We start from the raw sequence: 21,397 nt of genomic DNA, 5'->3' as shown, positions 1-21,397 counted from the left end.
GGCGGATTGCCGCGTACGGCGGGAGGGGACGGGGCGGGGGTGGCCGCCCGCAGTGGCTGGCGCGTCCGCGCCCCGTAGCCCTCCAGGAGACGTGATTCGCGCCAGTCCGAGGACGGACGCCCCCGCCCCGGCCCCGCCCCACCCACCCGCCGTAGGCGCCGCACAGGCACCGAACCGCACCCCGTGAAACCCTGACAGACGACCACCGAGAGAGGTCGACCACCGTGCACGACGACGCCCTCATCGCACAGGCCCAGGCGTGGCTCGCCGAGGACCCCGACCCCGACACCCGCGAGGAACTCGCCCGCCTCATCGACGCCGGCGACCACGCCGAACTCACCGCCCGCTTCAGCGGCACCCTCCAGTTCGGCACCGCCGGCCTGCGCGGCGAACTCGGCGCAGGCCCGATGCGCATGAACCGCACCGTCGTCATCCGCGCCGCCGCCGGCCTCGCCGCGTACCTCATCAAGCAGGGCCACACCGACGGCCTCGTCGTCATCGGCTACGACGCCCGCCACAAGTCCCGCGACTTCGCCGAGGACACCGCCGCCGTCATGACGGGCGCCGGCCTGCGCGCCGCCGTCCTCGACCGCCCCCTCCCCACCCCCGTCCTCGCCTTCGCCATAAGGCACCTCGGCGCCGTGGCCGGAGTGGAGGTCACCGCCAGCCACAACCCGCCCCGCGACAACGGCTACAAGGTGTACCTGGGCGACGGCTCCCAGATCGTCCCCCCGGCCGACGCGGAGATCGCCGCCGAGATCGCGGCCGTGGCCTCCCTCACCACGGTCCCCCGCCCCACCGAAGGCTGGGAGACCCTCGACGGCACCGTCCTGGACGCCTACCTCGCCCGCACGGACGCGGTCCTGTCCAAGGACTCCCCCCGCACCGCCCGCACCGTCTACACGGCGATGCACGGCGTCGGCAAGGACACCCTCCTCGCCGCGTTCGAACGCGCGGGCTTCCCCGCCCCCGTCCTCGTCACCGAGCAGGCGGACCCCGACCCCGAATTCCCGACCGTCGCGTTCCCCAACCCGGAGGAGCCCGGCGCGATGGACCTCGCCTTCGCGAAGGCCCGCGAGACCGGCCCCGACCTGGTCATCGCCAACGACCCCGACGCCGACCGCTGCGCCGCCGCCGTCAAGGACGGCGCCGACTGGCGGATGCTGCGCGGTGACGAGGTCGGCGCGCTGCTCGCCGCCCACCTGGTCCGCCGCGGAGCGACCGGCACGTTCGCGGAGTCGATCGTGTCCTCGACCCTCCTCGGCCGCATCGCCGAGAAGGCCGGCCTGCCCCACGAGGAGACCCTCACCGGCTTCAAGTGGATCGCCCGGGTCGAGGGCCTGCGCTACGGCTACGAGGAGGCCCTCGGCTACTGCGTGGACCCGGACGGCGTACGCGACAAGGACGGCATCACGGCGGCCCTCCTCCTCACGGAACTGGCCTCCGTGCTGAAGGCCGAGGGCCGCACCCTCCTCGACCTCCTCGACGACCTCGCCGTGGAGCACGGCCTGCACGCCACCGACCAGCTCTCGGTCCGCGTGCAGGACCTCTCCCTCATCGCGGACGCGATGCGCCGCCTGCGCGACCAGCCGCCCACGGAGCTGGCCGGCCTGCGCATCACCGGGGCCGAGGACCTGACCGAGGGCACGGACCGGCTCCCGCCCACCGACGGCCTCCGCTACACCCTGGACGGCGCCCGGGTCGTCGTCCGCCCCAGCGGCACGGAACCGAAGCTGAAGTGCTACCTGGAGGTGGTGGTCCCGGTGGCCGCGAGGTCCGACCTCCCCACGGCCCGCACCAAGGCGACGGCCCTCCTGGAGGCGATCAAGCGGGACCTGTCCCGGGCGGCCGGCATCTGAGCCGAAACCCACGCGGGGCGCGGAAAACCGCGCCCCGCACAACTACACAGCCAGCAGAACCGCCAGCAGCACCGCGCCCGCGACAGCCGGCCCCACGATCTCGTAGGCCCACCGCACGGTCACCTCACCCTGCGCCGCCGCTTCCGACTGCCGCCGCTCGTGCAGCTCACGCATCTCGTCCATCGCACGGTCGCTCTCGGGCCGCCGAGGCCCCGCGGGGACCCCTCCGGGCCCGAGCCCACCGCGACCGCCCGGACCGCCCGAGTCCCCGCGCTCGGCGGCCCGCGCCGCCCGCGCCTCCTGCCGGGCCGCCTTGCCGCGGGCCCGCACCGAGACCGGCAGGGCCCACAGCTGGTACTTCGCGCCGGACTCGGCGAAGACCTCGTTGGAGAAACCGGACCGCAGCGAGGCGACCTGCCCCCAGGGCAGCACGATCATGCGGAACGGGTTGCGGACGCGCAGCCGGTCGTCGTTCACGTACACGGCGGGGCGCAGGGTGTAGGCGACGACCAGGGGCACCAGGAGGAGCATGGTGGCGAGGGCCAGCCAGGGGGTACGGCCCTCTCCGGCGACCACCGCGTCGATGCCGAGCCATCCGATGATGGCGAGCAGCAGCACACCGCCGACGAGGGCCGCGGGCGAGCGGTAGATCCGGTCCTGGTACTGGGGTGCCGCGGACCCGGTGGGCTTCGTGGGCTCCGGGTCGGGCGAGTCGTGCTCGGGGGTCGTCATGCTCCCGATTCTGCACGACGGCCGAGGGGGCTCCACCACGGGCGGAGCCCGCACGGGACGAGCCCGAGGGCTGTACAGCCGCTACGCGCGTAGATATGCTCGTCTGGTGACCATGCCCACCACTGCACCAAACGCTCTCAGCGACGTCACCGCGTCCGACAGCACGCTGCGCCGCTTCCTCCACGGGCTGCCCGGCGTCGACGCGGTCGGCCTGGAGGCGCGCGCCGCCTCCCTCGGCACCCGTTCGATCAAGACGACCGCGAAGGCGTACGCCATCGACCTCGCCATCTCGATGGTCGACCTGACGACGCTCGAAGGCGCGGACACCCCGGGCAAGGTCCGGGCGCTCGGCGCGAAGGCGGTCCGTCCCGACCCGACCGACCGCACCACGCCCGCCACGGCCGCGGTCTGCGTCTACCCCGACATGGTGGCCACGGCGAAGGAGGCCGTCGCCGGATCCGACGTCAAGGTCGCCTCCGTCGCCACCGCCTTCCCGGCCGGCCGCGCCGCGATCGCCGTGAAGCTGGCGGACGTCCGCGAGGCCGTCGCCGCCGGTGCGGACGAGATCGACATGGTCATCGACCGCGGGGCGTTCCTCGCGGGGAACTACATGAAGGTGTACGACGAGATCACCGCCGTGAAGGAGGCCTGCGGGACGAGCGCCCGCCTCAAGGTCATCTTCGAGACGGGCGAGCTGTCGACGTACGACAACATCCGCCGGGCGAGCTGGCTCGGCATGCTGGCCGGGGCCGACTTCATCAAGACCTCGACCGGCAAGGTCGCCGTCAACGCGACCCCCGCGAACACCCTCCTCATGCTGGAGGCGGTCCGCGACTTCCGCGCCCAGACCGGCGTCCAGGTCGGTGTGAAGCCGGCCGGCGGCATCCGCACGTCCAAGGACGCCATCAAGTTCCTGGTCCTGGTCAACGAGACCGCGGGCGAGGACTGGCTGGACAACCACTGGTTCCGCTTCGGCGCCTCCTCGCTGCTCAACGACCTGCTGATGCAGCGCCAGAAGCTGGCCACCGGCCGTTACTCCGGCCCCGACTACGTGACGGTGGACTGATCACCATGACCATGGACAAGCGGTCATCCGCATTCGAGTACGCACCGGCGCCCGAGTCCCGCTCGATCGTCGACATCGCCCCGTCGTACGGCCTGTTCGTCGACGGCGAGTTCACCGAGGCCGCCGACGGCAAGGTCTTCAAGACCGTCTCCCCCGCCACCGAGGAGGTCCTCTCCGAGGTCGCCGAGGCCGGTGAGGCGGACGTCGACCGCGCGGTGAAGGCCGCCCGCAAGGCGTTCGAGAAGTGGTCGGCGCTGCCCGGCTCCGAGCGCGCGAAGTACCTCTTCCGCATCGCCCGGATCATCCAGGAGCGCAGCCGCGAGCTGGCCGTCCTCGAGACCCTCGACAACGGCAAGCCGATCAGGGAGACCCGCGACGCGGACCTCCCCCTGGTCGCGGCGCACTTCTTCTACTACGCGGGCTGGGCGGACAAGCTCGACCACGCCGGCTACGGCGCGAACCCGCGTCCCCTCGGCGTCGCGGGCCAGGTCATCCCCTGGAACTTCCCGCTCCTGATGCTGGCGTGGAAGATCGCCCCGGCCCTCGCCACCGGCAACACGGTGGTCCTGAAGCCGGCCGAGACGACCCCGCTCTCCGCGCTCTTCTTCGCGGACATCTGCCGCCAGGCCGGGCTCCCCAAGGGCGTCGTCAACATCATCACCGGCGACGGCCGCACGGGCGCCGCGCTGATCGCCCACCCCGACGTGAACAAGGTCGCGTTCACCGGCTCGACCGCCGTCGGCAAGGAGATCGCGCGCACGGTCGCGGGCACCCGCAAGAAGCTGACCCTCGAACTGGGCGGCAAGGGCGCCAACATCGTCTTCGACGACGCCCCGATCGACCAGGCCGTCGAGGGCATCGTCAACGGCATCTTCTTCAACCAGGGCCAGGTCTGCTGCGCGGGCTCGCGCCTGCTCGTCCAGGAGTCGATCCACGACGAGCTCCTCGACTCCCTCAAGCGCCGCCTGACCACGCTCCGTCTCGGCGACCCGCTGGACAAGAACACCGACATCGGCGCGATCAACTCCGCCGAGCAGCTGGCCCGGATCACCGCGCTGGCCGAGCAGGGCGAGGCGGAGGGCGCCGAGCGCTGGTCCCCGGCGTGCGACATCCCGGAGAACGGCTACTGGTTCGCCCCGACGCTCTTCACGAACGTCACCCAGGCGCACACCGTCGCCCGCGACGAGATCTTCGGCCCGGTGCTGTCCGTCCTCACCTTCCGTACGCCGGACGAGGCGGTCGCCAAGGCCAACAACACGCCGTACGGCCTGTCGGCGGGCATCTGGACGGAGAAGGGCTCACGGATCCTCGCGGTCGCGGGCAAGCTCCGCGCGGGTGTGATCTGGTCCAACACGTTCAACAAGTTCGACCCGACCTCGCCGTTCGGCGGCTACAAGGAGTCGGGCTTCGGCCGCGAGGGCGGCCGCCACGGCCTGGAGGCGTACCTCGATGTCTGACCAGAACCGCCTGAGCGTCTTCAAGACCTACAAGCTGTACGTCGGCGGGAAGTTCCCGCGTTCCGAGAGCGGCCGGGTGTACGAGGTGACGGACCCGAAGAACAACTGGCTGGCCAACGCCCCGCTGTCCTCCCGCAAGGACGCCCGTGACGCGGTGGTCGCCGCGCGCAAGGCGTTCGGCGGCTGGTCCGGCGCGACGGCGTACAACCGCGGCCAGATCCTGTACCGGATCGCGGAGATGCTCGAGGGCCGCCGTGACCAGTACGTCGCGGAGGTCGCCGCCGCCGAGGGGCTGTCGAAGTCCAAGGCGGGCCTCCAGGTGGACGCGGCGATCGACCGCTGGGTCTGGTACGCGGGCTGGACCGACAAGATCGCCCAGGTGGTCGGCGGCGGCAACCCGGTCGCGGGCCCCTTCTTCAACCTGTCCTCCCCGGAACCGACCGGTGTGGTCGCCGTACTGGCCCCGCAGGAGTCGTCCTTCCTGGGCCTGGTCTCGGTGGTCGCCCCGGTGATCGCGACGGGCAACACGGCGGTCGTGGTGGCGTCCGAGAGGTCCCCGCTCCCCGCCCTCTCCCTCGGCGAGGTCCTGGCCACCTCCGACCTCCCCGGCGGTGTGGTCAACGTCCTCTCCGGCCGTACGGCGGAGATCGCCGCGCCGCTCGCCGCGCACCAGGACGTCAACGCGATCGACCTCGCGGGCGCCGACGAGGCGCTGGCGAAGGAGCTGGAGATCGCGGCGGCGGACAACCTCAAGCGCGTTCTTCGTCCACAGCCTGTGGACGACTGGTCGGCGACCCCCGGCACGGACCGCATGACGGCGTTCCTGGAGACCAAGACGGTCTGGCACCCGACGGGTTCGCTGGGCGCGTCGGGCTCCGCGTACTGACCGACGCCCCCACAGCCGGAGCGCCGTACCCCACCTCCGTCCGGGAGGGGTACGGCGCTCCGTTGCCCGTTCGGGACCCTCCGGTGTCAGCCGCGCAGCGTCTCCGTCGCCGCGCCGGCCACGGGAACGCCGCCGACCGACGGCGCCTGGGCGACCGGACCGGTCACCTCCCGGGAGTCCACCGGCCGGAAGTCGGCGACCTGGGCGCCGACGCCGTTGTCGAGCGGGTCCACGCCCGTGCCGGCGAGGGGGTTGGGCTTGAGGTCCGCGACCGTGCCGGCGACCTGACCGGTGCTGTCGAGCAGCGAGCCGGAGTCCGCGGCCGCCGCCGTCGCCGTACCGGCCCCGAGGGCCACTCCCGCGGTCGCGAGGACGGCCAGGGCGCGTCGGGCGTTCGGCGTCCTGGGTGCCTTGTGTCGGGCCATCGCTGTGCCACCTGTCACCTTCGCTGAGTGATCGGATCGACGCGCAGCGTAGTGGATGTGTGATGCGTGCTTCAAAGCCGTGCACCGGGGTCGTACCCCGCCCGGATGATGCCTCAGACTGGTGTCCCGTGAGTTCCCAGTCGCCCATATCCGCGCGAGTCGTGCTGCTCTGCGGCCCCTCCGGCTCCGGCAAGTCCCTTCTCGCGGCCCGCTCCGGCCTCCCGGTGCTGCGCCTCGACGACTTCTACAAGGAGGGCGACGACCCGACGCTGCCGCTGGTGGCGGGCTCCTCCGACATCGACTGGGACCATCCCGGCTCCTGGGACGCGGACACCGCCGTCGCCGCGATCGACCGGCTGTGCCGTACGCGCAGTACGCAGGTGCCCGTCTACGACATCTCGCTCAGCGCGCGCACCGGGGAGGACACCGTCGACATCGGCGGCACGCCGCTGTTCGTCGCCGAGGGCGTCTTCGCCGCGGAGATCGTGGACCGCTGCCGTGAGCTGGGGCTGCTGGCGGACGCCCTGTGTCTGAGCCGGGGTCCGGTGCGCACCTTCCGGCGGCGGTTCCTGCGGGACCTCAAGGAGGGCCGCAAGTCGGTGCCGTTCCTGCTGCGCAGGGGCTGGCGGCTGATGCGGCTGGAGCGGTCGATCATCGCCCGTCAGACGGCGCTGGGGGCGTACGCCTGCGACCGGGACGAGGCGCTGAGCCGCCTCGCGGCGGCGGCGGTCGCCGGCCGGCCGACGCCGAAGAACACGAGCACACCGGCCTAGTTCCCGCGGCTGGACGCGCATACGAAAGGCGGGACTGGTCGGGCCCCCCGGCCCCTCCAGTCCCGCTGTTTCGCACTCCCCCGTGCTCCCCGTGGATCCCTCTCGCTCCCCCGGATCCGCAGGGTCCCCCGTGACCCCTCGTGCTTCCCCCCTCGGTCCCCCGTTTGTCACGGTGACGCCCCCCGGCGTCCCCATGGTTCCCCCGTTATCCCTCCCCCGTGATCCCCCCAGATCCCGGGCTCCCGGAACTCCCCCGATTCCCGGATCCCCCGACCCCGGTTCCCCCCCGAACCTTCAGGCGACCAGTTCGCCGAAGGCGTTCTCCTCGTCACGGCCGAAGCTGAGGACCTCGTCCTCGCGCAGCCGGCGGAGCGACCGCCAGATGCTCGACTTCACCGTGCCGACACTGATGCCGAGGATGTCCGCGATCTCCGGGTCCGTGCGGCCCTCGTAGTAGCGCAGGACCAGCATGGTGCGCTGGAGCTCGGGCAGCCGGGCCAGCGCCTGCCACAGGACCGCGCGCAGCTCGGTGCCGCGCATCGCGTCCGTGTCACCGGCCGTCTCCGGCAGTTCCTCGGTCGGGTACTCGTTCAGCTTGCGGCGGCGCCACGCGCTGATGTGCAGGTTGGTCATGGTGCGGCGGAGGTAGCCGCCGACCGCGGCCTTGTCACTGATCCGGTCCCACGCCCGGTAGGTCGAGAACAGCGCGCTCTGGAGCAGGTCCTCGGCCTCGTAGCGGTCGCCGGTCAGGTGGTACGCGGTGGCGTACAGGGAGGCGCGGCGCTCCTGGACGTAGGCGGTGAACTCCACCTCCGTCAGCGAGCGACGCTCCCCCGAGCCCTCCCCGTACGCGGTCCCCCCGTTCGTGTCCCCCGTGGGCGCGTCAACCACCGTCATGATCGCGGTGTGCTGACGCCCGGCGCCGCGAGCGCACCCCCGCCCGCTCACGGCACCGGACTTCTCGGAACCCCGGTGCACGTCGTGCAGACGCGTGATCACTGCGCTGGTGCTGGTGCCGTGCAGCGTGTTCATCTCGCGCCCCCCGTCGTGGACTTCCGGTGTTCTGTCCTGCTGTTGTGCTTGTGCCGAAAAGCTTGCCGGGGGACCTTCATCGCCGTGTCAGCCGACTGTCACAGACGTGTCACAGGAGTCGATCACGGTGGGTCCACAGATCCTTCACAGGCGTCCGTGCACGTAGCGGCACGTATCCGGGCCCAATGGGCATCTGCCGTCCACGGGTCGAACAGGGAGCCCTCCATGGGCCAGAATGAGCCCGTGCCTTCCCTGTTGCTGATCGAGGACGACGACGCCATCCGCACGGCCCTGGAGCTCTCACTGACGCGCCAGGGCCACCGGGTGGCGACCGCTGCCAGTGGTGAGGACGGTCTGAAGCTGTTGCGCGAGCAGCGGCCGGATCTGATCGTGCTCGATGTGATGCTGCCCGGCATCGACGGGTTCGAGGTGTGCCGGCGCATCCGGCGCACGGACCAGTTGCCGATCATCCTGCTGACCGCGCGCAACGACGACATCGACGTGGTGGTCGGGCTGGAGTCCGGCGCCGACGACTACGTCGTCAAACCGGTGCAGGGCCGGGTGCTGGACGCCCGGATCCGGGCGGTGCTGCGCCGCGGGGAGCGGGAGTCCAGTGACTCGGCGACCTTCGGCAGCCTGGTCATCGACCGTTCGGCGATGACGGTGACGAAGAACGGCGAGGACCTCCAGCTGACGCCCACCGAGCTGCGGCTGCTCCTCGAGCTGAGCCGGCGGCCCGGGCAGGCGCTGTCCCGGCAGCAGCTGCTGCGGCTGGTGTGGGAGCACGACTACCTGGGCGACTCGCGTCTGGTGGACGCCTGTGTCCAGCGGCTGCGCGCCAAGGTCGAGGACGTCCCGTCGTCCCCGACGCTGATCCGTACCGTGCGCGGTGTCGGCTACCGGCTGGACCCGCCTCAGTGACACAGGAGCACCAAGGGGGGAGCCGCGGCTGGTCCGCGGCGCGCAAGGGAGTCTGGTCACGGCTGCGCTTCACCAGCCTGCGGCTGCGGCTGGTCGTGGTGTTCGGGCTGGTGGCGCTCACCGCCGCGGTGTCCGCGTCGGGGATCGCGTACTGGCTGAACCGTGAGTCGGTGCTGAACCGCGCCCAGGAATCGGTGCTGCGCGCCTTCGAGCAGGAGATGCAGAACCGGGCGGGTTCGCTGCCCGAGCACCCCACGCAGGACGAACTTCAGCGCACGGCGGGCCAGATGGCGAACAGCAGCCAGCGGTTCACCGTGCTGCTGGTCGCCGAGGACCCCGACGGGCGGACGGTGTACGGCAGTTCCGGCGGGCTGAACGGCTTCTCGCTCCGGGATGTGCCGGTCTCGCTGCGCGAGGCGGTGACCGAGCGGCAGAAGATCACGTCGAACAACAAGTACCCGCACCATCTGTACTGGCAGCGGATCGTCGACGGCGACACGCCGTATCTGGTGGCGGGGACGCGGGTGATCGGCGGCGGGCCGACCGGCTACATGCTGAAGTCGCTGGAGCCGGAGGCGAAGGACCTCAACTCGCTGGCCTGGTCGCTGGGGATCGCCACGGCACTCGCGCTGATAGGGGCCGCGCTGCTCGCGCACGCGGCGGCCACGACGGTGCTGAAGCCGGTGCAGCGGCTCGGGGTGGCCGCCCGGCGGCTCGGGGAGGGCAAGCTGGACACCCGGCTGAGGGTGTCGGGCACCGACGAACTGGCGGATCTCTCCCGGACGTTCAACAAGGCGGCGGAGGCGCTGGAGAAGCGAGTGGCGGACATGGCCGCGCGGGACGAGGCGTCCCGCAGGTTCGTGGCGGACATGAGCCATGAGCTGCGTACGCCGCTGACCGCGATCACGGCGGTGACCGAGGTCCTGGAGGAGGAGCTCGAGTTCGAGGGCGGCGGCATCGACCCGATGATCGAGCCCGCCGTGCGGCTGGTGGTGAGCGAGACCCGGCGACTGAACGACCTGGTGGAGAACCTGATGGAGGTCACCCGCTTCGACGCGGGCACCGCCCGGCTGGTCCTCGACGACGTCGACATCGCCGACCAGATCACCGCCTGCATCGACGCGCGGGCCTGGCTGGACGCGGTCGACCTGGACGCCGAGCGGGGCATCCACGCGCGGATCGACCCGCGCCGGCTGGACGTGATCCTGGCGAACCTCATCGGCAACGCGCTCAAGCACGGCGGTTCGCCGGTGCGGGTGGCGGTGCGGGAGTCCGTCGCCGAGGGCGAGGAGGGCGCCGGGGACGGGGGCGTGGTGGTCATCGAGGTGCGCGACCACGGGCCGGGCATCCCCGAGGAGGTCCTGCCGCACGTCTTCGACCGGTTCTACAAGGCGAGTGCCTCCCGGCCGCGTTCCGAGGGCAGCGGTCTGGGGCTGTCCATCGCGCTGGAGAACGCCCATATCCACGGCGGCGAGATCACCGCGGCCAACTCCCCGGAGGGCGGTGCCGTGTTCACCCTGCGACTGCCGCGGGACGTGTCCGCGCAGAGCCCCTCGGAGAAGAGCGGCGACACCGAGGACGAGGGCGCCGAGGGGGACGCCTGATGAACATGCGACGGAGTGCCGCACGCCGGGTGCCGGCACTGCTGGCGGCGGGGGCCCTCGGGGCGCTGCTCGCCGGGTGCGGGATACGGGCCACGGAGGTGCCGACCGACTTCGGTCCGGCACCCTCACGGGTCAGCTGCTCGCCGACCGAGCCGGAGGTGTCCACGCAGGCGGGCCGCGGGCTGCCGGTGCAGGTGTTCCTGCTGTGCGGCTCGTCGCTGGTGGCCGTCGACCGGACGGTACGGGTACCGGACGGGGCGGCGGACTCGCGGCGCGTGCTGGTGGCGCAGGGGCTGCTGGACGAGTTGTCGCGGGAGCCGTCGGCCGCCGAGCAACAGGCGGGGTACGGCACGCGCGTACGGCGCGGGACGACCGTGGGCGGTCCGCGGCCCGGGGACCCGGAGGACACGCTGCGGCTGAGCACCGCGCCCGGAAGCCTCACCTCCGCCGGGCTCGCGCAGATCGTGTGCACCTTCTCCGACTCGGCGGCGGCCGAGGGCGACGGATCGGTGATCCTGGGCGGCCCCGACGACGCCCGGCCGCGCCGCTACCAGTGCACGGACGAGGTCCGGTCCCGTCCGGACGAGAAGGAACCGCCGTCCTCGGAGACCACCGGCGGGTGAGCCTCCACTGTGGCGCATGCCTCACCCGGTGAACGGGTGACATCCCGGAACCGATCGTGCCGAAGGCCGCGTCTAGGGGGTCGTGCAGCGTCAAGGCTTCATCGGCGGCACCGCCGCGACCCGTATCCGTGTGACAGGAGGTCTCCTCCTGGCCGCGTATCTCGCGTTCGTCGCCTGGTACACGCTGCGCCCCCTGGACGTTCCCTGGGTGATGCCCGCCAACCTGCGGCCGTTCGACGGCATCCGGGGCGACTTCGCGATGGGCTGGACGACGGGTGTCCGCCGGGTCTGTGAGGGGCTGGCGCTGCTCGCGCCGCTGGGTGTGCTGCTGCCGGCGGCGGGGGGCAGGCTGGCGGTCTCGCGGCTGGGCTCGCTGATCCGCACGACGGCGGCGACCGCGCTGGTGTCGCTGGCCATCGAGATGTTGCAGACGGCGGTGCCGGGCCAGGTGGTGGACGTCGACTCGCTGCTGCTGAACACGGCGGGCGCGGCGCTCGCGCACGCGGCCGTGGTGCCGGCGGCCCGTGCCCGGCTGCGCCGCCGGGTGGTACGGCGGTCCGTCACGGCCGTTCTCACGGAGGAGCCGACTCAGGGTAGGACCCCGACGATTCCCAGGGTCGGGATCGCCCCGTGGAGCGACGCTTTGCCCCCTTCGTCTCCGTAACGTGGAGTGCATGGAGGCAGCCAGTCGGGATGCCTCGCACCGCTCACGAAGGAGCCGCGATGAGCCGCCGTCTCGCCCGCCCCACCAACGACCGCATGATCGGCGGAGTGTGTGCCGCGCTGGCACGGCGCTTCGGCACCTCCGCGACCACGATGCGGGTGCTCTTCCTGCTCTCGTGTCTGCTGCCGGGCCCGCAGTTCCTGCTGTACATAGCGCTGTGGGTCCTGTTGCCCTCGGAGGACAAGGCACGGGCGGCCTGGTGACGCCGTAGCACCGTCCTCCGCGTACGACGACGGGGCGCGACCCGGTTCCGGGTCGCGCCCCGTCGGCACGCTTGGACCAGCGGGTCAGCCGCCGAGCGGGACCCCGTTCAGGGTGACGCCCTGGGTGGGCAGCTGCTCCACGGGCAGGCCGCCGAGCAGACCGGAGGCCGGGACCTGGGGGCCGACCTGCCCGGCGACCGGCTGCGCGGTCGCCATGCCGGTGCCGGCCAGCTCCTGGCCCGTCTCCAGCGCCCGGTCGGAGCCCGGTACCGCACCGGCCAGCTTCTCCGCCGGCACGGCCCGGTTGACGGTGTCCAGCGCCGGGGCGGCGTCCGGAACGGCCGGGGCCGCGTGGGCGGCGCCGGCGCCGACGGCGGCGAAGGCGGCACCCAGAGCGGCGACACCGAGGGTCTTGGCAGCAGACTGCTTCATGAAATGCGTCCTCGAAAAATGGGAAACGGGGAGTGAGCGGTACCGCGACCGTAAACACGCGGCCGCTCCCGCCGCAAACATCGAAATGCGGACGGATTGTGAACGCCGCCCGGGTCCACGTTTCCCGCGGACGCGTCCGTCAGCTCGCCGTGTCCGAAGAACCGCTGGTGGAAGCCGTCTGACGGAACAGCCATTCGGATTTCAGCTCGGCATATCCGGGCTTGATGACGTCATTGATCATAGCCAGTCGTTCATCGAAAGGAATGAACGCTGATTTCATCGCATTGACGGAGAACCACTGCATGTCGTCGAGCGTGTAACCGAATGCCTCGACCAGGTGCTCGAATTCCCGGCTCATGCTGGTGTGGGACATCAGACGGTTGTCCGTATTAACGGTGGCCCGGAAATGGAGCCGCCGCAGCAGCCCGATCGGGTGCTCCGCGTACGAGGCGGCCGCACCGGTCTGGAGGTTGGAGCTCGGGCACAGCTCCAGCGGGATGCGCTTGTCCCGGACGTAGGAGGCGAGACGGCCGAGCGTCACCGTGCCGTCGTCGTGAACCTGGATGTCGTCGATGATGCGCACCCCGTGTCCGAGCCGGTCGGCGCCGCACCACTGGAGGGCCTGCCAGATGGACGGCAGCCCGAACGCCTCACCCGCGTGGATGGTGAAGTGGTTGTTCTCCCGCTTCAGGTACTCGAAGGCGTCGAGGTGCCGGGTGGGCGGGTAGCCGGCCTCGGCGCCCGCGATGTCGAAGCCGACGACGCCCAGGTCCCGGTAGCGGTTGGCGAGTTCGGCGATCTCCAGCGCGCGGGCGGCGTGCCGCATCGCGGTGAGCAGCGCGCCGACCCGGATGCGGTGGCCGTTCTCCCTGGCGCGCCGCTCGCCCTGCCGGAAGCCCTCGTTGACCGCCTCGACGACCTCCTCGAGGGTCAGCCCGCCCTCGAGGTGCTGCTCGGGGGCGTAGCGCACCTCGGCGTAGACGACACCGTCCTCGGCGAGGTCCTCGGCGCACTCGGCGGCGACCCGGACGAGGGCGTCGCGGGTCTGCATGACCCCGACGGTGTGCGAGAACGTCTCCAGGTACCGCTCCAGGGAACCGGAGTCGGCGGCCTCCCGGAACCACAGACCGAGCTTGTCGGGGTCGGTCTCGGGGAGCTGGAGGTACCCGTTCGCGCGGGCCAGGTCGACGACGGTGCCGGGGCGCAGCCCGCCGTCGAGGTGGTCGTGCAGCAGAACCTTGGGCGCCCGGCGGATCCGGTCCGCCGTCGGGGCGTTCGCGATGGTCTGGCTCGTCATTTTCGCACTCTAACTCCTACGCGCGTAGATCACTCGGTGGACGAAGGCGTCGATACGTAACGGTGACCGCACGGACGGCTCGAGTACACCGCCGCTTCTGAGAATGTTCTGTCATGGCACAGCAAGCGACGCCGGTTCGCATGGCCCGGCTGGGGAGGGCGCTCGGCCCGGAGCCGACGGCGGTGAGCGGTGTGGTGCTGCTGCTCCCCGGCGGCGAGGAGGTCTCCAGCCGAAGACCGTCCCCCATGATGGCGACCGCCTCCGTACGAGCCCTGGGACGCCGGCTCACCCGCGCGGGCCGGGACCGGAGCCTCGCCGCCCATGTCGTCCACTACCGCTTCCGGGGCTGGAACGGCAGCGAGGCGCATCTCGCGCGCGACGCCGCGTGGGCCGCCGACGAGGCCGTACGGCGCTACGGGGACGTCCCCGTGTGCCTCGTCGGTCTCGGCATGGGCGGCAGGGCCGCGCTCCGCGCGGGGGGCCACGAGGCCGTCAACTCCGTGGTGGCGCTGGCCCCCTGGCTGCCGGAGGAGGATGTGGCGGCGCCACCCGAACCGGTGAAGCAGCTCGCCGGACGGCACGTGTTGATCGTGCACGGCACGAATGACGCGCGGTGCGATCCCGAGTTGTCGTTCCGGCTGGCGGCGCGGGCGAAGAAGGCGAACCGGGAGGTGTGCCGGTTCGAAGTCCACGCGGACGGGCATGGGTTGCGGCAGTACCGGGACGAAGTGCTGGCGCTGGCCGAGGACTTCGTTATGGGGGTGTTGTTCGGGCGGGCGTTGTCGCGGCCCGTGCGGGATGCGTTGGCGGCGCCTCCGCCGTTGGGGTTGCGGATGCCGCTTGCTGCCGGGTTCGGGGAGTCTTTGCGGCGGTAGTTCTGCCTGACGGCGGGTGCGGGTGCGTTGTGGCTGGTCGCGCAGTTCCCCGCGCCCCTGAGGGTGTTGCCCCAGCGCCGGCAGCAAGTTGCGCCTCCTCAAGTCGGCAGCAAGGTGCCCCTCTTGCTGAGGAGGAACTTCTTGAAGGCTGCTACCGGGGGTGTGTCCGGGTGGCCGGCCAGCCAGGCCACTCCGATTTCTCTCGCTGCTCTGGGGGCCGTGACCGTCAGTTCCACTACTCCCGGGCGGGGGAACGGGGGCGGGGGGAGGAGAGCCACGCCCAGGCCCGCGGCCACCAGGCCGCGCAGGGTTTCGGCTTCCTCGCCCTCGAAGGCGATACGGGGTTTGAAGCCCGCCTGGGCGCAGAGGTCGTCGGTGATGCGGCGGAGACCGTAGCCGGGTTCGAGGGTCACGAAGGTCTCGTCGGCGGCCTCGGCGAGGCGGACGCGGCGACGGCCGGCGAGGCGGTGGTCCACGGGGACGACCAGGCGCAGCTTCTGCTCGTCGAGGCGGCGGGCGACGAGGTCGGGGGCGTCGGGCACCGGCGAGGTCAGGCACAGGTCGAGTTCGCCCGCGCGGAGGCCCTCCAGCATGGCCTCGCCGTAGTTCTGGACGAGGCTGAAGCGGACGCGCGGATGGTCGGCGCGGAAGGCGTGCAACAGGCCCGGCACGGTCTCGGCGCCCATGGTGTGCAGGAAGCCGAAGGCGACCTTGCCGGTGGCGGGGTCGGCGTCGGCACGCACCTCGTCGGCGGCGCGTTCGACCTCGGCGAGGGCGCGTTCGACGGAGGCGAGGAAGGTGCGGCCGGCGGGGGTGAGGGAGACCGTGCGGCCGTGGCGGGCGAACAGGTCGACGCCCAGGTCCTCTTCGAGGCGGACCATCGCCCGGGACAGGGTGGACTGCGGGACCTGCAACTCCTGGGCGGCGCGCGTGACGTGCTCGGTCCGGGCGACGCCGGCGAAGTAGGCGAGGCGGGGCGCCAGCAGTATCGACATGTCGTCCATGTCTCGTGTGTCACTGCTCTGTGACAGCCGACTCGCTGACCTCTGCTGATGCACCATGGGAACGATTATGACGATTCCATGCATTGGACGGATGAGAGGGGCCGTACATAGCTTCGAGGCATGACTCCCGCCAGTACCGGGGCGTCCACCAGCGTGGGCGCCGTCGCATCCGTTCCCTCGACCCCGCCCGCCTCCGGGACCGTCTCCGAGTCCCGGATGTCGCCGGGCGGACCCGGTTACCGCCGGATGAGTCTCGCCCTGTTCCTCGCGGGTGTCGCGACCTTCGCGCTGCTGTACTCCACCCAGGCCCTGCTGCCGCTGATCTCCGGCGACTTCGCGGTGAGCGCGGGGGACGCCAGCTGGACGGTGGCGGCGGCCACCGGTGGTCTGGCGCTCTTCGTCCTGCCGATGAGCGCGCTGTCGGAGCGCTATGGACGGCGTACGGTCATGACGGCGTCCCTGGCCGTCGCGGTGACCCTCGGCCTGCTGGTGCCCTTCGCGCCGTCGCTGGGCGCGCTGGTGGCACTGCGGGCGCTCCAGGGCGCGGCGCTGGCGGGGCTGCCGGCGTCGGCGACCGCGTATCTCGCGGAGGAGGTCACGCCCAAGGCGCTGGTGACCGCGATCGGGCTGTTCGTGGCCGGCAACAGTGTCGGCGGGATGAGCGGCCGGGTGATCACCGGCTGGGTGGCGCAGGAGTGGGGCTGGCGCGTCGCCGTCGGGGTGATCGGTGCGGTCGCCGTGGCGTGCGCGGTGGCGTTCCGGCTGCTGCTGCCGGCGCCCCGGCACTTCCGGGCGGGCTCGCTGCGGCCGGGTGTGCTGGTGCGCACGGTCCGGGGCCATCTGGCCAACCCGCTGCTGCGGCGCCTGTACGCGATCGGCGCGCTGTTCATGACGGTGTTCGGCGGTGTGTACACGGTGATCGGCTACCGGCTGACCGAGGCGCCGTTCTCGCTGCCGCAGGGCATCGTCGGCTCGATCTTCCTGGTGTACCTGGTGGGCACGGTCTCCGCGTCGGCGGCGGGGCGCCTGGTGGGGCGGCTGGGCCGGCGGGGCGCGCTGTACGCGGGCGGTGGGACGACCGCGGCGGGGCTGGTGCTGTCGCTGGCGGGGTCACTGCCGGTGGTGCTGCTGGGGCTGGTGCTGATCACGGCGGGGTTCTTCGCGGGGCACGCGGTGGCGTCCTCCGCGGTGGGCAAGACCGCGACGGAGGGGCGGGCGCAGGCTTCCGCGCTGTACCAGTCCGCGTATTACGTCGGGTCCAGTGCGGGGAGCACGGTGGGGGCGGTGGCGTTCCACGCGGGGGGCTGGGCCGGGACGGTGGGGGTCGGGCTGGTGGCGGTGGCCGGGGTGGCGGCGATCACCCTCGCGGGCACGCGGGCGGCGGCGCGGGCCGTGGCCCGGCCGGCCTGAGCGGGTTTCGCCCCCGCCGCCCCTTCCCGTCCCGACCTGGGGCTCCGCCCCAGACCCCGCTCCTCAAACGCCGGAGGGGCTGAGTAGTTCAGCCCGTCCGGCGTTTGAGGACGAGGCCCGAAGGGCCGAAGGGGGGTCTGGGGGCGCAGCCCCCAGGGACGCACCAGCACCCCTGACCTGCGCCTTCATTCCTACGGCGGGCCGTTGTCAGTGGGCTGCGGTAGCTTCCGAAGTGGTGGACCACGACGACACCACTTGGGGTGGGTGGACAATGACGAACGGCGCCGCGACGACGACCGACCTGGACGCCAGGCTGGAGCAGTACCGGGTCGAACTGACCGGGTACTGCTACCGGATGCTGGGTTCCTCCTTCGAAGCGGAGGACGCGGTGCAGGACACGATGATCCGCGCGTGGCGCAGCTTCGAGAAGTTCGAGGGCCGCTCCAGCCTGCGCTCCTGGCTCTACCGCATCGCGACCAACGTCTGTCTGGACATGCTGACCGCGGGCAACAAGCGGGCCCGGCCGATGGATCTCACGGAGTCCACCCCGCTCGCGCAGGCCGCGCTGGCGCCCCGCCCGGACAACACCTGGCTGGAGCCGATGCCCGACTCCCGCGTGCTGCCCACGCCCGCCGACCCGGCGGAGGCGGCGGTCGCCAAGGAGTCCGTGCGGCTCGCGTTCATGGCCGCGCTGCAACAGCTGCCGGCGAAGCAGCGGGCGGTGCTGATCCTGCGCGAGGTGCTGGCCTGGAAGGCGAGCGAGGTCGCCGAGCTGCTGGACACGTCGGTCGCCTCGGTCAACAGCGCGCTGCAGCGGGCCCGGGCGACGCTCGCCGAGCGGCAGCAGCCGGGCGCCGACGCGTCGGTCTCCGACCCGCTGGACGAGGAGCAGCAGAAGCTGCTCGAGCGCTATGTCGCGGCGTTCGAGGGGTACGACATGTCGGCGCTGACCGCGCTGCTGCACGAGGACGCCATCATGACGATGCCGCCGTTCGACCTGTGGCTCACCGGTTCCGAGGACATCACGGGCTTCATGACGACGCTCGGCGCCCCCTGCGCGAACTCGCGGCTGGTGCCGGTCGAGGTCAACGGCCTGCCGGGGTTCGCGCAGTACAAGCCCGATCCGGAGGCCGGCGGGTACACGCCGTGGGCGGTCCAGGTGCTGGAGATATCAGACGACCGGATCACCGGGTTCCACTGCTTCCTCGACACCAAGCGGTGGTTCCCGCTGTTCGGGCTGCCCCTCCATCTCGAAGCGGAGTCCGACCAGGTCGAGCAGGGCGCATAGGGCCGGGGAGGGGTCACGCAGCCGTATCCGGCCCCCGGCCCGCCGGGCCGTGAGCTCCAGCCGTGCGAGCAGGTTCACGGCGGCGAGCCCGGGCGGCCCCAGTCCCGCCACGTCGCACACGACCACGCGGCCCGATCCGCCGCCACCGGCGTCCAGCAGTGCCCGAAGCGCGTCGCAGGGCCCGCTCACCTCGTCCCTGGTGAGAGGGCCGCTGAGCACGAGTACGGGCGGTGTCATGGCGTCCACGATCCATAGACCGGCCGGGGGCGCGTAACTCATCGCGCGGGGCCGGTGCGCGTGCGCGGGACCCGGCGCCGTACGGATCACATTGACCGGGGCACGGCCTTCCCCGGAGTGTTGGCTGTATGCGCCACAGATCTTCCCCGCCCCTGCTGTCCGGTGTCGTGCTCCCCCGCGAGGAGCCGCCGTGCAGGGGGTGCTGAGCGGCTTCTTGGTGATCGCCGTCGTCATCGGCGTCGGCTATGTCATCGGCCGCGGGGGGCATCTCGGCGCACAGGGCCGTGAGGTGCTGACGAAGCTCGCCTTCCATGTGGCGTCCCCGGCGCTGCTGTTCACCACGCTCGCCCGGGCCGACCTGTCGGTGGTGTTCTCCAGCCGGCTGCTGGTCACCGCGCTGAGCACGGCGGCGGTGGCGGGCGTCTTCGTCGCGGTGGGTGTCGTGCGCGGCTGGGGCGTGGGCCGCACCACCATCGGCGCCCTGTGCTCCAGCTACGTCAACTCCGGCAACCTGGGCATCCCGATCGCGGTGTATGTGCTGGGGGACGCCTCCCTGGTGGCGCCGGTGCTGCTGTTCCAGCTGGTCGGGGTCACACCGGTCGCGCTGACGATCCTCGACCTGTCGACGGCGGGCGGGAAGCAGCCGCTGTGGCGTCGGCTGCTGACACCGTTGCGCAATCCGATCGCGGTGGGGTCGCTGGCGGGGGTGGCGGTGTCGGCGGCGGGAGTGGAGATACCAGGCCCGGTGTGGGACCCGGTGACCCTGATCGGCAACATGGCGGTTCCCGCCGTGCTCCTCGCCTTCGGCATCTCGCTGCGCGGCAGCACCCTGCCCCTGCGGGGCGGTGACCGGGGAGCGGTCCTCCTCGCCGTGGGACTGAAGGCGGTGGGTCAGCCCCTGGCGGCGTGGGCCCTGGCGGTGGGCGTCTTCGGCCTGCGCGGCGCCCACCTCCTCGACGTGGTGGTGACCTCGGCCCTCCCGGCCGCCCAGAACCTCTTCACCTACGCGAGCAGCTACCGGGTGGGCGAGAAACTGGCCCGGGAGGCGATCCTGGTCTCCACGGTGCTGTCCGTGCCGGTGCTGGTGGTGGTCGCGGCGCTGCTGGGGTGACGGCGAGCGGGAGAACGGGACCGGTGGGAGTCCACCGGTCCCGTTCATCCGATCGGGGAAGCCGCAGGTCAGGCGATGCGTTCCAGCACCACCGGGGTGGCCGTGAACTCCGTGCCGGGGGCCTCGATGTCGTACGAGCCCGTCACGGCCTGGAGCGCGTAGTCGAAGCGTTCCGGGGTGTCCGTGTGGAGGGTGAGGAGGGGCTGGCCCTCGGTGACGCGGTCGCCGGGCTTGGCGTGGAGTTCCACGCCGGCGCCCGCCTGGACCGGGTCCTCCTTGCGGGCGCGGCCCGCGCCGAGGCGCCAGGCGGCGACACCGATGTCGTAGGCGTCGAGGCGGGTCAGGACGCCGGACGACGGGGCCTTGATCACGTGCTGTTCCTTCGACGTGGGCAGCTCCGCGTCGGGGTCGCCGCCCTGGGCCGTGATCATGCGGCGCCAGACGTCCATCGCGGAGCCGTCGGCGAGGGCCCGCGCCGGGTCGGCGTCCTTCAGGCCGGCCGCGTCCAGCATCTCGCGGGCCAGGGCGAGGGTCAGCTCGACGACGTCGGAGGGGCCGCCGCCCGCCAGGACCTCGACCGACTCGCGGACTTCGAGGGCGTTGCCGACGGTCAGGCCGAGGGGGGCGGACATGTCGGTCAGGAGGGCGACCGTCTTCACGCCGGAGTCGGTGCCCAGTCCGACCATGGTGCGGGCCAGTTCACGGGCGTCGTCGAGCGTCTTCATGAAGGCGCCGGTGCCGACCTTCACGTCCAGGACCAGGGAGCCGGTGCCCTCGGCGATCTTCTTCGACATGATCGAGGAGGCGATGAGCGGGATCGCCTCGACCGTGCCGGTGACGTCCCGGAGCGCGTACAGCTTCTTGTCGGCGGGGGCCAGTCCGTCGCCGGCCGCGCAGATCACCGCGCCGGTGGTGTCCAGGACGGACAGCATCTCCTCGTTGGAGAGCAGGGCGCGCCAGCCGGGGATCGACTCCAGCTTGTCGAGGGTGCCGCCGGTGTGGCCGAGGCCGCGGCCGGACAGCTGGGGGACGGCCGCGCCGCAGGCCGCGACCAGCGGGGCCAGCGGAAGGGTGATCTTGTCGCCGACACCGCCCGTGGAGTGCTTGTCGGCGGTGGGGCGGGACAGGGACGAGAAGTCCATGCGCTCGCCGGAGGCGATCATCGCGGCCGTCCAGCGGGCGATCTCGCGGCGGTTCATGCCGTTGAGCAGGATCGCCATGGCGAGCGCGGACATCTGCTCGTCGGCGACCTCCCCGCGGGTGTACGCGTCGATGACCCAGTCGATCTGCTCGTCGCTGAGTTCGCCGCGGTCCCGCTTGGCGCGGATGACGGAGATGGCGTCCATGGCCATGGCTGGGGTTCCTCCCGGGGGTGCGAAGGGTGCGGCCCCTTCGAACGACGGTATCGGCAGTCGTCCTAGGGCCTGCTGCGAAAGTC

General features: G+C 72.0%; 22 protein-coding genes. 14 read left to right on the top strand and 8 right to left on the bottom strand.

The annotated features are described in order from the left end of the window. The first annotated feature begins 224 nt into the window (after positions 1 to 224). Positions 225 to 1,859, top strand: coding sequence for a phospho-sugar mutase (locus ACZ470_RS06265; protein ID WP_468424867.1), 1,635 nt, complete (start codon positions 225 to 227; stop codon positions 1,857 to 1,859). Between the two features lie 42 nt (positions 1,860 to 1,901). On the opposite strand, the gene ACZ470_RS06260 is transcribed toward ACZ470_RS06265, so the two are convergent. Continuing rightward, entirely contained in the window at positions 1,902 to 2,591 is a 690-nt protein-coding gene (locus tag ACZ470_RS06260; protein ID WP_468424865.1) for a PH domain-containing protein, read from the bottom strand. 112 nt (positions 2,592 to 2,703) lie between these two features. Here ACZ470_RS06260 and deoC point away from each other — a divergent pair, with 112 nt between their 5' ends. Genes deoC through ACZ470_RS06245 form a run of 3 tightly spaced genes read left to right on the top strand, consistent with a single transcriptional unit; the run spans position 2,704 to position 6,000 of the window. After that, positions 2,704 to 3,657 (top strand): deoxyribose-phosphate aldolase, encoded by a 954-nt coding sequence (deoC, locus tag ACZ470_RS06255; protein WP_468425202.1) that lies wholly within the window; start codon positions 2,704 to 2,706, stop codon positions 3,655 to 3,657. Positions 3,658 to 3,668: 11 nt separating this feature from the next. Then, entirely contained in the window at positions 3,669 to 5,114 is a 1,446-nt protein-coding gene (locus ACZ470_RS06250; RefSeq protein ID WP_468425200.1) for an aldehyde dehydrogenase family protein, read from the top strand. Then, on the top strand, positions 5,107 to 6,000 hold the full coding sequence (locus ACZ470_RS06245; protein ID WP_468424863.1) for an aldehyde dehydrogenase family protein: 894 nt from the start codon (positions 5,107 to 5,109) through the stop codon (positions 5,998 to 6,000). Before ACZ470_RS06250 ends, ACZ470_RS06245 begins: the two co-directional genes overlap by 8 nt. An 86-nt stretch (positions 6,001 to 6,086) precedes the next feature. Here ACZ470_RS06245 and ACZ470_RS06240 read toward each other — a convergent pair whose 3' ends face one another. Continuing rightward, positions 6,087 to 6,425 (bottom strand): hypothetical protein, encoded by a 339-nt coding sequence (locus ACZ470_RS06240; RefSeq protein ID WP_468424861.1) that lies wholly within the window; start codon positions 6,423 to 6,425, stop codon positions 6,087 to 6,089. A 62-nt stretch (positions 6,426 to 6,487) separates the two neighbouring features. On the opposite strand from ACZ470_RS06240, the gene ACZ470_RS06235 reads away from it, so the two are divergent. After that, positions 6,488 to 7,198: a uridine kinase family protein gene (locus ACZ470_RS06235; RefSeq protein WP_468424859.1), complete on the top strand. Its 711-nt coding sequence runs from the start codon at positions 6,488 to 6,490 to the stop codon at positions 7,196 to 7,198. 294 nt (positions 7,199 to 7,492) lie between these two features. Here the strand turns inward: ACZ470_RS06235 and ACZ470_RS06230 are convergent, their stop codons facing one another. Next, positions 7,493 to 8,230 carry a SigE family RNA polymerase sigma factor gene (locus tag ACZ470_RS06230; protein WP_468424858.1) on the bottom strand — a complete coding sequence of 246 codons (738 nt, stop codon included), beginning with the start codon at positions 8,228 to 8,230 and terminating at the stop codon, positions 7,493 to 7,495. Between the two features lie 243 nt (positions 8,231 to 8,473). Here ACZ470_RS06230 and afsQ1 point away from each other — a divergent pair, with 243 nt between their 5' ends. The 5 genes from afsQ1 (at position 8,474) to ACZ470_RS06205 (ending at position 12,305) form a co-directional block, all read left to right on the top strand. After that, on the top strand, positions 8,474 to 9,151 hold the full coding sequence (afsQ1, locus tag ACZ470_RS06225) for a two-component system response regulator AfsQ1 (protein WP_024883374.1): 678 nt from the start codon (positions 8,474 to 8,476) through the stop codon (positions 9,149 to 9,151). After that, positions 9,148 to 10,755, top strand: a complete 1,608-nt coding sequence (locus tag ACZ470_RS06220; protein WP_468424856.1) for an ATP-binding protein — start codon at positions 9,148 to 9,150, stop codon at positions 10,753 to 10,755. Before afsQ1 ends, ACZ470_RS06220 begins: the two co-directional genes overlap by 4 nt. Then, entirely contained in the window at positions 10,755 to 11,378 is a 624-nt protein-coding gene (locus tag ACZ470_RS06215; protein ID WP_468424854.1) for a hypothetical protein, read from the top strand. The genes ACZ470_RS06220 and ACZ470_RS06215 overlap by 1 nt, the downstream gene beginning before the upstream one ends. Positions 11,379 to 11,460: 82 nt before the next feature. Next, on the top strand, positions 11,461 to 12,042 hold the full coding sequence (locus ACZ470_RS06210; RefSeq protein WP_468424853.1) for a VanZ family protein: 582 nt from the start codon (positions 11,461 to 11,463) through the stop codon (positions 12,040 to 12,042). 59 nt (positions 12,043 to 12,101) lie between these two features. Continuing rightward, a complete protein-coding gene (locus ACZ470_RS06205) occupies positions 12,102 to 12,305 on the top strand; it encodes a PspC domain-containing protein (RefSeq protein WP_468424852.1) in 204 nt (67 codons plus the stop codon). A gap of 84 nt (positions 12,306 to 12,389) precedes the next feature. Here ACZ470_RS06205 and ACZ470_RS06200 read toward each other — a convergent pair whose 3' ends face one another. After that, positions 12,390 to 12,737 carry an ATP-binding protein gene (locus ACZ470_RS06200; RefSeq protein WP_468424850.1) on the bottom strand — a complete coding sequence of 116 codons (348 nt, stop codon included), beginning with the start codon at positions 12,735 to 12,737 and terminating at the stop codon, positions 12,390 to 12,392. A 139-nt stretch (positions 12,738 to 12,876) separates the two neighbouring features. Next, positions 12,877 to 14,034 carry an adenosine deaminase gene (locus tag ACZ470_RS06195; RefSeq protein ID WP_468424849.1) on the bottom strand — a complete coding sequence of 386 codons (1,158 nt, stop codon included), beginning with the start codon at positions 14,032 to 14,034 and terminating at the stop codon, positions 12,877 to 12,879. A gap of 113 nt (positions 14,035 to 14,147) precedes the next feature. Between ACZ470_RS06195 and ACZ470_RS06190 the strand changes: the two genes are divergently transcribed. Next, positions 14,148 to 14,909, top strand: a complete 762-nt coding sequence (locus ACZ470_RS06190; RefSeq protein WP_468424848.1) for a prolyl oligopeptidase family serine peptidase — start codon at positions 14,148 to 14,150, stop codon at positions 14,907 to 14,909. Between the two features lie 98 nt (positions 14,910 to 15,007). Here the strand turns inward: ACZ470_RS06190 and ACZ470_RS06185 are convergent, their stop codons facing one another. Beyond that, the gene (locus ACZ470_RS06185) at positions 15,008 to 15,970 is read right to left on the bottom strand and encodes a LysR family transcriptional regulator (protein ID WP_468424846.1); all 963 of its coding nucleotides are present in this window, start codon (positions 15,968 to 15,970) and stop codon (positions 15,008 to 15,010) included. A gap of 63 nt (positions 15,971 to 16,033) precedes the next feature. On the opposite strand from ACZ470_RS06185, the gene ACZ470_RS06180 reads away from it, so the two are divergent. Both ACZ470_RS06180 and ACZ470_RS06175 read left to right on the top strand, forming a co-directional pair. Beyond that, positions 16,034 to 17,323, top strand: coding sequence for an MFS transporter (locus tag ACZ470_RS06180; protein ID WP_468424845.1), 1,290 nt, complete (start codon positions 16,034 to 16,036; stop codon positions 17,321 to 17,323). A 271-nt stretch (positions 17,324 to 17,594) separates the two neighbouring features. Beyond that, positions 17,595 to 18,611, top strand: a complete 1,017-nt coding sequence (locus tag ACZ470_RS06175) for a sigma-70 family RNA polymerase sigma factor (RefSeq protein WP_468424844.1) — start codon at positions 17,595 to 17,597, stop codon at positions 18,609 to 18,611. Here ACZ470_RS06175 and ACZ470_RS06170 read toward each other — a convergent pair. Beyond that, positions 18,495 to 18,890: an STAS domain-containing protein gene (locus ACZ470_RS06170; protein ID WP_468424843.1), complete on the bottom strand. Its 396-nt coding sequence runs from the start codon at positions 18,888 to 18,890 to the stop codon at positions 18,495 to 18,497. The genes ACZ470_RS06175 and ACZ470_RS06170 overlap by 117 nt on opposite strands. 148 nt (positions 18,891 to 19,038) lie before the next feature. Between ACZ470_RS06170 and ACZ470_RS06165 the strand changes: the two genes are divergently transcribed. After that, the gene (locus ACZ470_RS06165; protein ID WP_468424842.1) at positions 19,039 to 19,959 is read left to right on the top strand and encodes an AEC family transporter; all 921 of its coding nucleotides are present in this window, start codon (positions 19,039 to 19,041) and stop codon (positions 19,957 to 19,959) included. 68 nt (positions 19,960 to 20,027) lie between these two features. Here the strand turns inward: ACZ470_RS06165 and ACZ470_RS06160 are convergent, their stop codons facing one another. Continuing rightward, a complete protein-coding gene (locus ACZ470_RS06160; protein WP_468425198.1) occupies positions 20,028 to 21,305 on the bottom strand; it encodes a thymidine phosphorylase in 1,278 nt (425 codons plus the stop codon). Positions 21,306 to 21,397: the final 92 nt, after the last annotated feature.

The sequence above is a fragment of the Streptomyces sp. NPDC031111 genome, from assembly GCF_055570675.1.
The sequence above is the reverse complement of the archived record's forward strand: the minus strand, read 5'-3'. Positions and strand labels throughout refer to the sequence as shown.